Here is an 11,338-nt window from a genome sequence, read left to right as displayed (position 1 = left end):
AATCTCGCCTTGTAACTCTCTGATAACTGGTTCATAGTTCATCCCATAATTAGCGCCGAGGACATAAGAATGCCTTATTTATTAGCAATTGTACTATCAATTTTCACTTTAACAGGGTGTCAATCTGCTTATTACTCAGCAATGGAGCAGGTTGGGTATCATAAACGAGATATTATGGTCGACCGCGTCGAAGATGCCAAAGAATCTCAACAAGATGCACAAGAAGAATTCACCAGTGCACTTGAAGCCTTGTCTGCGATCACCAACTTTGATGGTGGTGAGCTAGAAAATGTCTACAACAACATCAATGACAAATACGAAGATAGCGAAAAAGCGGCTCAAGACGTACGTGACCGTATTGCTGCGATTGAAGACGTATCCGGCGCACTGTTTGATGAGTGGCAAGATGAGCTAGAGCTGTACTCGAGTGCGAAACTGCGTCGTTCAAGCGAGCAAAAACTACGTGAAACCAAAGCCTCGTACAAAACCATGCTTAGCGCTATGAAGCGTGCAGAGAAAAAGATGACACCGGTACTGGATACGCTACGTGACAACACGTTGTACTTAAAACACAACCTTAACGCCAGTGCGATTGGTTCTTTGCAAGGTGAGTTCTCTAGCTTAGAGAAAGACATTCAGTTTGCGATCAAACAAATGAACGAAGCGATTGCAGAGTCCGATAAATTCCTACAAAAGCTCAATCAAAAGTAAATGATTTAGACCTCCTCCTAGTGAGGAGGTTTTAGTCGGCGACCTCACCGAGTAAACCGATGACTCTTCGAACAAAGCCTACCCTCTCTGGTACAGTTCCCCATGGCACTTCTACCACTTCATAACCCAACTCAGTATAGACGCTCACTAACGACTGATGAATCTCCAATGCTTCTTCAAAGCTGTGCGGACGCACTTCATCTTGTACGTAAATGGATGCTTCAGGTCGACAAGTAAACACCTGACTATGGTACCCAGCGCTTTCGGTTAAGAAAGCTTGGTCAACCTTACAGCCGCCCACTTGTAGGTATGCAATGATGTCGGGGATGGCGCGATCAACAAACGCAACATCATGACAACGCGCATCACTCTTTTGTTTGTCCATCAACCCAAGGCATAACTTGGCAAACTCAGGTAAATTCGTCCACGGCAAAATACCATTTTCTAACTGGCTTTGCTGCTCAATCAAGTCGCGAGACCCTTCAGGAAACGTGGCATAACCACACGCGTCTAGCGCATTCAGCAGTGTTGTTTTTCCCGCACCAGGCCCACCGGTGATAATAATCGGGTTCATATTCAACTCCAGAAAACAAAAAGCCCCGAGCATAACTCGAGGCTTCTTCTTAATTGAATCGCTTAACGAAAATTATTTCGCGCCACGAGAAGCACGCTTACGGTCGCTTTCCGTTAGGAACTTCTTACGGATACGGATGCTTTCAGGCGTTACTTCTACTAGCTCGTCGTCATCGATGAATTCTAGTGCTTGCTCAAGAGTCATCTTGATAGGCGGAGTAAGAACCTGTGCGTCATCTGTACCAGATGCACGAACGTTGGTTAGCTGCTTACCTTTCAGTGCGTTTACCGTTAGGTCGTTGTCACGGCTGTGAATACCGATAACCATACCTTCGTAAACTTCAACACCGTGACCGATAAATAGACGACCACGCTCTTGAAGGTTGAACAGTGCGTTAGTTAGCGCTTTACCCATCGCGTTCGCGATTAGTACACCGTTTACACGTTGACCGATGTTACCGCCTTTGTGAGGGCCGTAGTGATCAAACGTATGGTAAAGAAGACCTGAACCTGAAGTCAGTGTCATGAATTCCGTTTGGAAACCGATCAGACCACGTGATGGCATAACGAAGTCCATACGCACACGACCTTTACCGTCTGGAGACATGTCTTTCAGCTCACCTTTACGTAGGCCGATGTTCTCCATGATGCCGCCTTGGTGCTCTTCCATTACGTCGATAGTTACCGTTTCGAACGGTTCCATCAACTGACCATCTTCTTCTTTGATGATTACTTCTGGACGAGATACCGCAAGCTCGAAGCCTTCACGACGCATGTTTTCGATCAGGATAGAAAGGTGAAGTTCACCACGACCTGACACGCGGAATTTATCTGGATCGTCTGTTTGCTCAACGCGTAGTGCAACGTTGTGTACCAGTTCCTTCTCAAGACGCTCAAGGATGTTACGTGACGTTACGAACTTACCTTCTTTACCCGCGAATGGAGACGTGTTTACTTGGAATGTCATCGTTACTGTTGGTTCATCAACAGACAATGGTGGTAATGCTTCTACTGCGTTTTGTGCACAGATAGTGTCAGAAATTTTCAGCTCGCCAAGACCAGTGATTGCGATGATATCACCCGCGTTAGCTTGTTCCACTTCGTGACGCTCTAGGCCAAGGTAGCCCATTACTGTACCCACTTTACCGTTGCGAGTTTTACCGTCAGCACCAATAATGGTTACCTGCTGGTTTGGTTTAACGCTACCACGAGTTACGCGAGCCACGCCGATAACACCAACGTAAGAGCTGTAGTCTAGCTGAGAAACTTGCATCTGTAGTGGACCATCAAGGTCAACATTTGGCGCGTCAACAACATCAACGATAGTTTGGAATAGTGGTTCCATGTTCTCGCCAGTTTCGCCTTCTTCTAGAGAAGCCCAACCGTTAAGTGCTGATGCGTAAACTACTTTAAAGTCTAGCTGGTCATCAGTTGCACCTAGGTTGTCGAACAGGTCGAACACTTGGTCCATAACCCAATCAGGACGTGCGCCAGGGCGGTCAATCTTGTTGATTACAACGATTGGTTTTAGACCGTGAGCAAACGCTTTTTGTGTTACGAAACGCGTTTGAGGCATTGGACCATCAACTGCGTCAACGATAAGTAGTACAGAGTCTACCATCGACATGATACGCTCAACTTCACCACCGAAGTCCGCGTGTCCCGGAGTATCTACGATGTTGATACGGTAATCGTTCCAGTCGATTGCTGTGTTTTTAGCAAGAATGGTAATACCGCGCTCTTTCTCGATGTCGTTCGAGTCCATGACTCGCTCTTCAGCTTCACCGCGAGACTCAAGCGTGCCTGATTGTTGTAGCAGCTTGTCAACCAACGTGGTTTTACCGTGGTCAACGTGCGCGATGATCGCGATATTTCTTAATTTATCAATCTGTGGAGTAGCCATGGATATTGATTCACTTAGATAGATGAAATGCCCCCACGCTGAGAACGGGTGCTCTCTGGCGACATTTGCTGATTAAAAAAACGGCCATAATGTACCAGATTTTAGCAAAAAGCCTAGAAATATGTGATCTACTCCCGAGCATTTCTGCGATTTTTACGCTTAATGCCCATTTTCTTCCTCAGAACGAATTGATTAAACGCAACTTTATTCTAATCGATGCATAATTCAAATTGACTCTTGCTCAAAAACTGGGCTGAATACGCAATGTACCTGTCACATTATGGTGCAACAATGATTTTTAGCACCATAATAGTGCAATCAAAGATCATTTTGGTGCAAGCAACTGCACCAAACTAGCATTCAAAAACACAATTGCTTGAAATTAATGGAATATTTTTTTTGGCACGGTTTTGGCTTTAGTTAAAACAGCATCGATTAATGAAAAGTCAAATTGATTAATCAATGCCAGGTTTCATGAATAATTCATAAATCGAGCTTTTACCGCTTATTAACACTGGAGGTTATCCAAGATGTCAGTAGAAAACGTTCTATCGCTGATCCAAGAAAACGAAGTTAAGTTTGTTGACCTACGCTTCACTGATACAAAAGGTAAAGAGCAGCACATTTCGATCCCTGCTCACCAAATCGACGCAGACTTCTTCGAAGAAGGTAAAATGTTCGATGGTTCATCAGTTGCTGGCTGGAAAGGTATCAACGAATCAGACATGGTAATGATGCCTGACGCATCTTCTGCTGTGCTTGACCCATTCACGGAAGACGCAACACTAAATATCCGTTGTGACATCTTAGAGCCTGCAACAATGCAAGGCTACGACCGTGACCCACGCTCTATCGCAAAACGCGCTGAAGACTTCATGCGGTCTACTGGTGTTGCAGATACTGTACTTATCGGTCCTGAGCCAGAATTCTTCCTATTTGATGACGTGAAGTTCTCGACAGACATGTCAGGCTCTTTCTTCAAAATCGACGACGTAGAAGCGGCATGGAACACAGGTTCTGACTACGAAGAAGGTAACAAAGGTCACCGTCCAGGCGTTAAAGGTGGTTACTTCCCAGTAGCTCCAGTAGATTCATCTCAAGACATCCGTTCTGCTATGTGTCTAGTAATGGAAGAAATGGGTCTTGTTGTTGAAGCGCACCACCACGAAGTGGCAACGGCGGGTCAAAACGAAATCGCAACTCGTTTCAACACGCTAACAACCAAAGCTGACGAAATCCAAATCTACAAGTACGTTGTACACAACGTTGCTCACGCGTTTGGTAAAACAGCGACGTTTATGCCTAAACCACTTGTTGGCGACAACGGCAGCGGTATGCACGTTCACCAGTCTCTAGCAAAAGATGGCGTAAACCTATTTGCTGGTGACAAGTACGGCGGTCTATCTGAAATGGCGCTTTACTACATCGGTGGTATCATCAAACACGCTCGTGCAATCAACGCATTCGCTAACCCATCAACAAACTCGTACAAACGTCTTGTACCAGGCTTCGAAGCACCAGTAATGCTAGCTTACTCAGCGCGTAACCGCTCTGCTTCAATCCGTATCCCAGTGGTACCAAGCCCGAAAGCACGTCGTATCGAAGTTCGTTTCGGTGACCCAGCGGCGAACCCATACCTATGTTTCGCAGCAATGCTTATGGCTGGTCTTGACGGTATCAAGAATAAGATCCACCCAGGCGAAGCGATGGATAAAGACCTTTACGATCTTCCAGCTGAAGAAGCAGCAGAAATCCCAACTGTTGCATACTCACTAAAAGACGCGCTAGCAGAGCTAGATGCTGATCGTGAGTTCTTAACAGCGGGCGGCGTATTCTCTGACGACTTCATCGATTCATACATCGACCTTAAGTCTCAGGACGTAGAGCGTGTGAACATGACAACTCACCCTGTTGAGTTCGAACTTTACTACTCTGTGTAAGGTCGACACTGTGTAAAATGTAAACACAGCAATAAAATATTAGGCTCGCCTCGCAGGCGGGCCTTTTTTGTATTCGCCAGTCAAGCTTCGACGTTTAACATGAGAGGATAATAAAAATACACTTAGAATTTTTCCTTACAGGTCAAAGAGCTAAGCCATTGAAACGTGAAATCATCGAACAAGAGAAGGTGAGCAATGAAAGTTCAGCTTATTCCATCACTGTGTGCACTCAGCGGATTGTTAATCGCCTCTATCGCCTTCGCGCAGGTCGCGTATACGTGGGTAGATGAAAATGGCGTGGTTCACTTTAGTGATACGCCAAACAAAGGAGCAAAAGCGATCGCACTGCCAAACCTTGAAGCCAGCGCACCAGCTCCTGAGGTAGAAAGTACTGAATCGCTCGCACCTCAGACTACGCCATCTACTGCATCACAAAACAAGCCAGAGAAAACAACCGATCAGCCTCTCCCATTACAACTCTCGATGCTGACTCCCAAGCACAACGAGACCATCCGCAGCAATCGAGGCATCATCAATATTCAATTAGAAACCAATCGCAAGCTTGGTATCGGTGAGCAATTGCAATTGTTACTCGATGGAAAACCTTATGGTGCACCACAAAACCATATAGTGTGGCAGTTAAACAATATTGACCGAGGCACTCACACACTTGCTGTGCACGCGAAAAGAAGCGGCAAGCTTATTGCATCTACTAGCCCTATAACGGTGCATTTACATAGAGCAAGTGTTAAGCCGACCGTAAAAGGGGCAAAATAGAATATCTGGTGAAAAAAATCACATCACAGCGATGCTTTTCACTTTTTCTTCTAAGATTTATTCGCCATACTTAACGTTCAATTGCACCATTATTGTGCATCGCACAATCTTAAAGCAAAACAAGGACGTAATGTGGATACCAGTCTTCCTAGTGCCATTCTCAACAATATGGTGACAGCAACGCTGATTCTTGATGATGGATTGGCCATCCGTTATGCCAATCCGGCTGCCGAATTGCTGTTTTCTCAAAGCGCCAAACGAATTATTGAACAATCACTTTCTCAATTGATTCAGCATGCGTCGCTGGATCTCGCGCTGCTCACTCAACCGTTGCAAAGTGGCCAAAGCATCACCGACAGTGACGTCACTTTCGTTGTTGATGGCCGCCCTTTAATGCTAGAGGTGACGGTTAGCCCTATCACTTGGCAAAAGCAGTTGATGCTTCTGGTCGAGATGCGCAAAATTGATCAGCAGCGCCGACTCTCTCAAGAACTGAACCAACACGCCCAACAACAAGCAGCGAAGCTGTTAGTCCGAGGGCTTGCACATGAGATTAAAAATCCGCTTGGCGGCTTACGCGGTGCGGCGCAATTGCTAGAAAAAATGCTGCCAGAGCCCTCTCTCACCGAATATACACACATCATCATTGAGCAAGCAGACCGTTTAAGGGCGCTCGTGGATCGATTACTAGGACCGCAAAAGCCAGGTAAGAAGACACAAGAGAATCTGCACCAAATTCTTGAAAAGGTTCGCCAACTGGTTGAATTAGAGTCACAACGCTCAATCATCATTGAACGAGATTATGACCCAAGCTTGCCAGAGATTTTGATGGATACAGACCAAATCGAGCAGGCAATGCTTAATATCGTCAGCAACGCCGCACAAATTCTTAGCCATCAAGAGCACGGGAAAATAACCATTCGCACCAGAACGGTGCATCAAGCCAATATTCACGGCAAACGCTGTAAACTCGCTGCTCGTGTCGAAATCACAGACAACGGCCCAGGTATTCCACCGGAACTACAAGACACGCTGTTCTATCCCATGGTCAGTGGCCGCGAGGGAGGAACTGGATTAGGGCTATCTATTTCGCAAAATTTGATCGACCAGCACAATGGAAAAATAGACGTAGAAAGCTGGCCTGGTCACACAACATTTACTATTTATCTGCCGATCTGAGTGCGCTAATGGACTTCAAGTCGCGTCAGTTTTTCGGTTTGCTGCAAGGATTACTACATGAGTAAAGGATATGTTTGGGTCGTTGATGACGACAGTTCAATTCGCTGGGTAATGGAGAAAACACTCTCCTCTGCCAACATCAAATGTGAAACCTATGCCGATGGAGAAAGCGTGTTAATGGCGCTCGAACGCGAAGTGCCGGATGTTCTAGTATCAGACATTCGCATGCCAGGTATTGATGGGTTGGAGCTACTAAAGCAAGTACAGCGCGATTACCCAGACCTTCCCGTGATTATCATGACCGCGCATTCAGATTTAGATGCGGCAGTGAATGCGTACCAAAAAGGTGCTTTTGAATATTTACCAAAACCTTTTGATATTGATGAAACTTTAACTCTGGTTGAACGAGCCATTGCACACAGCCACGAAAACAAACGCGAGCAGCTCTCTCCAGAAGACATTCCAGCAGAAACGCCTGAAATTATCGGTGAAGCACCAGCGATGCAAGAGGTGTTTCGCGCCATTGGTCGTCTTTCTCGCTCCTCTATTTCAGTCTTGATTAACGGTGAATCGGGCACGGGTAAAGAACTCGTTGCTCATGCACTGCACCGTCACAGTCCACGTGCTAACAAACCTTTCATTGCGCTCAATATGGCGGCAATTCCCAAAGACTTGATTGAATCAGAACTGTTTGGCCACGAAAAAGGCGCGTTTACGGGGGCAAACAATGTTCGTCAAGGACGATTCGAACAAGCCAATGGCGGCACTCTATTTTTAGACGAAATCGGCGACATGCCATTGGACATTCAAACTCGTTTGCTACGCGTTCTAGCTGACGGGCAGTTTTATCGAGTGGGCGGTCACTCTCCGATCAGTGTCGATGTACGAATTGTCGCGGCAACACACCAGAACTTAGAAAAGCTGGTGCAAGAAGGTGACTTCCGTGAGGACCTCTTTCATCGCTTAAACGTGATTCGCGTGCAGATCCCGGCACTGCGTGAGCGTAAGCAAGACATTGAAAAGCTTACACAGCATTTTCTTATCCGTGCGGCTGATGAGCTTGGTGTGGAAACAAAAACTCTCCACCCATCGACCGTGGAGATTCTTAACCGCCTTGATTGGCCTGGCAACGTTCGTCAATTAGAGAATATTTGCCGTTGGTTAACCGTTATGGCCAGTGGTAGCGAAGTGTTACCAAATGACTTGCCAAGCGAACTACTCGAAGAGAAAAAATCCATTTCAGACTCTGCACATGGTAGTTGGCAAGAACAATTGGCGGATTGGGCACGGCATTCACTCGCAGCAGGAGATAAAGAACTACTTTCTTACGCTTTACCAGAATTTGAACGCATTTTATTAGAAGCAGCCTTAGAGCACACTAAAGGTCATAAGCAAGATGCCGCTAAAGTATTAGGCTGGGGGCGAAATACACTCACCAGAAAATTAAAAGAATTGTACTGACAATCACTTACGTGGTGCGTTAACAACGAGCGTCGTTTGTCACTCGATATTAATAAAAACATCAGTACAATTGTGGCGCACCACCATCTATGTGATTAGGCGATGTCTACTGCTACGACTCAAATTACACTGCGTACTGCTGTTCTGATTCCATTTGTCATGATCTTCTTACTGGCGATCGGTGTCATTGTCTACGTCCAAAAACAAAGTTACGAAGAAGTGGTCACGGATATCAGTGACAAGCAACTTTCCGTGTTAACCGAAAGTGTCCACGACCACCTCAATAGCTATCTACGTAAGCCTTTTACTGCGGTTATGGCTCTCGCGCACAACGTCAGCTATCACAACCTTTATCGCCCTCACGATACCTCAGACATTCAAAACTACCTGCTAAGTGCATTCAAAAATCTTTACCAATCGATACCGCAGTTGGATGTAATCGCATTTGGTTCAGAAAACGGCGACTTTGCAGGCTTTCGCCGCGAACTTTCCGACGATTACACCTTAATGGTGCAAGATCGCCACACCGATGGTGATCTGGTTATTTATGGAACCAACCATGTGAGTAACAACATTCGAACGGTTATCTCCCAATACGATCCTCGCACTCGCCCATGGTATAAGCCCGTTGCAGAGAGCCAAAACGCCACTTGGTCTGAAATTTATACCAACGCTGATGAACGCCAGGATATTACGCTATCAGCCATGACGCCGGTGTACAAACACGACCAATTTGCTGGTGTTTTGGTGACAGACATTCGTATCAATACATTCAACGAATTCCTGCGCGAGTTAAAATACAACACTAAAGCGTCGGTCTACATCATGGACCCAGATCATCGTTTAATCGCTCACTCAGGCCCGGGAAGCGTCATCTCATGGGGCACAAAATTTTCGGATAAAGGGCAGCGTTTGCTTGCCGCTGAAAACGCAGACCCGATCATCAAAATCAGTGCGAGCCGCGTCCGGTCTTTCGATCTCAACAACACCAAGCAACCTTATACTTTTTCATTTGAACATGATGGACAACGTATTTTCAGTCGGCTAACCCCGTATCGAGACCAAGATGGCTTAACATGGTTTATTGGCACCTCCATTTCGGAGTCCGAGCTTCTCGGCCTGTTACCAAAAAGCCAGCAAGAGAGTTGGCTCGTTGGCATTATTGTAAGCCTATTTGGGATCGCCATCAGTTGGATCATTTTCAACCGAGTTACCAGACCAATTAACGCGACGGCCGCCGCCGCTCAGCACCTGGCAAATGGGGATTGGGATAGCGGCATGCCAAAGCCTGGTTATGTGTATGAGACAACCGTACTGGTTCATGCTTTTAATGAAATGGCGAACAATCTAAGAGCTTCATTCAAAGCATTGCGTGAACAGTTAGTTTATGACTCTCTAACACGCTTATATAGCCGTCAGGGTTTGGTCGAAATCTGTGAAAATCAGTCTCATCTTTGTCACGGCAGTTTATTTTTACTTGGTATCAACAAATTTAGAGATATCAACGACAGTGTGGGTCATCACAACGGCGACCAGTTGTTGGTCAGCATCGCTGAAAGGCTAAAACAGCAGTTTCGTGACAACGCATTATTGGCTCGGATTGGTGGTGATGAGTTCGCGGTGTTTCTCTCAAATGTCGACACTGAAACCAAAATTAAACAAACCGAGCGTCGATTACAGCAACTCTTTTCCACCCCATTTATGGTGGAAGGCGAGAATGTAGTGATGAAGATTTCACTTGGTATTGTACAAACCCAGCCAAACGAAACCATGCCTTTATGGTTACGCAACGCCAGCATCGCATTAAGTTACGCTAAACAAGACTCACTGACTGGTGTTTGTCACTACAGCCCAGAACTAGCGAGCGCTTCAAAGTTTCGTACGCAAATGCTGACCAAGATCCAAACTGGCATTGAAAACCGAGAGTTTATTCCTCATTACCAACCGATTGTGGATCTCGTCAGTGGCACAGTGTGTGGCGCCGAAGCACTGGCGCGTTGGCATAGCGACTCAGGTATGGTGTCACCATTAGATTTTATCCCAATCGCGGAAGAAAGCGGCATGATCAAAGCCATCGGCCAACAGATTCTGTTACAAGCTTGTCGCGACACTTACCAAGCGATCGAAAGCAAACAGTGGCCGTCGGACTTCCAACTGCATGTGAATATCTCCGTTAATCAACTATCTTGCCCAAGTTTTGTTGATACGGTGACAAGCGTATTGGATATCACGAAATTACCAGCAAGTAACCTCACACTAGAGATCACAGAATCACGTATCATTGATAGCGCACCGACCACACTAGAAAATATGACTAAACTGCGTGAAATGGGTATTGGTATCGCGATAGATGACTTTGGCACCGGCTACTCATCACTGGGTTACCTCCACTCTCTGCCGTTTACCTGCTTGAAGATTGATCGCACCTTCATCAATCAACTCACACAAGAAAACTTAAACAGTTCAGTCGTCGCTGCCGTCATCAATATCACAGCAGGTCTCAAAACTAATGTCGTCGCGGAAGGTGTCGAGGATAGCAATCAAGCACAATTACTGCGCTCTTTAGGCTGTAATCAGGTGCAAGGCTTCTACTACAGCCGCCCTATGCCACTAGAAGAATGGCCAACACATTTGGTGAACATGAAGTAGAAAAGAGCGAGAATCGTTGATTTCCTAGTCATCCTCTACTGACAATCTACCCAACTGTTATTTATACTTAACTGCAAATCTTACCCATGTATTGTCACAGATGATGTTTGGGCCCTGTTCCAGTTCATAACTATCCGGATCGACA

8 protein-coding genes are annotated in these 11,338 nt (G+C 46.0%); 6 read left to right on the top strand and 2 right to left on the bottom strand.

What is annotated here, in order from left to right; translation table 11 throughout:
- Positions 1–69 precede the first annotated feature (69 nt).
- The gene (locus R7070_RS23930; RefSeq protein WP_005382972.1) at positions 70–711 is read left to right on the top strand and encodes a DUF2959 domain-containing protein; all 642 of its coding nucleotides are present in this window, start codon (positions 70–72) and stop codon (positions 709–711) included.
- Positions 712–742: 31 nt separating this feature from the next.
- Here the strand turns inward: R7070_RS23930 and R7070_RS23925 are convergent, their stop codons facing one another.
- Together R7070_RS23925 and typA are read right to left on the bottom strand one after the other, a co-directional pair.
- Positions 743–1,285, bottom strand: coding sequence for an AAA family ATPase (locus R7070_RS23925; RefSeq protein WP_031779018.1), 543 nt, complete (start codon positions 1,283–1,285; stop codon positions 743–745).
- A gap of 72 nt (positions 1,286–1,357) precedes the next feature.
- On the bottom strand, positions 1,358–3,187 hold the full coding sequence (typA, locus tag R7070_RS23920) for a translational GTPase TypA (RefSeq protein WP_005379276.1): 1,830 nt from the start codon (positions 3,185–3,187) through the stop codon (positions 1,358–1,360).
- A gap of 530 nt (positions 3,188–3,717) precedes the next feature.
- Here typA and glnA point away from each other — a divergent pair.
- The 5 genes from glnA to R7070_RS23895 all read left to right on the top strand — a co-directional run bounded on the left by glnA (position 3,718) and on the right by R7070_RS23895 (position 11,193).
- Positions 3,718–5,127 carry a glutamate--ammonia ligase gene (gene glnA, locus R7070_RS23915; protein WP_005379275.1) on the top strand — a complete coding sequence of 470 codons (1,410 nt, stop codon included), beginning with the start codon at positions 3,718–3,720 and terminating at the stop codon, positions 5,125–5,127.
- A gap of 195 nt (positions 5,128–5,322) precedes the next feature.
- Positions 5,323–5,904 carry a DUF4124 domain-containing protein gene (locus tag R7070_RS23910; protein WP_042522597.1) on the top strand — a complete coding sequence of 194 codons (582 nt, stop codon included), beginning with the start codon at positions 5,323–5,325 and terminating at the stop codon, positions 5,902–5,904.
- A 132-nt stretch (positions 5,905–6,036) separates the two neighbouring features.
- Positions 6,037–7,083 (top strand): nitrogen regulation protein NR(II), encoded by a 1,047-nt coding sequence (gene glnL, locus R7070_RS23905; protein ID WP_017821940.1) that lies wholly within the window; start codon positions 6,037–6,039, stop codon positions 7,081–7,083.
- Positions 7,084–7,140: 57 nt separating this feature from the next.
- A complete protein-coding gene (glnG, locus tag R7070_RS23900; RefSeq protein ID WP_017821941.1) occupies positions 7,141–8,544 on the top strand; it encodes a nitrogen regulation protein NR(I) in 1,404 nt (467 codons plus the stop codon).
- A 102-nt stretch (positions 8,545–8,646) separates the two neighbouring features.
- Positions 8,647–11,193: an EAL domain-containing protein gene (locus R7070_RS23895; RefSeq protein ID WP_017635014.1), complete on the top strand. Its 2,547-nt coding sequence runs from the start codon at positions 8,647–8,649 to the stop codon at positions 11,191–11,193.
- Positions 11,194–11,338: the final 145 nt, after the last annotated feature.

Origin of the sequence: Vibrio sp. 1557 (assembly GCF_033340175.1) — a bacterium.
GTDB classification, from domain to species: Bacteria; Pseudomonadota; Gammaproteobacteria; order Enterobacterales; family Vibrionaceae; genus Vibrio; species Vibrio alginolyticus.
Note: the sequence above shows the minus strand (reverse complement) of the source record. Positions and strands in the feature narration are given on the sequence as shown.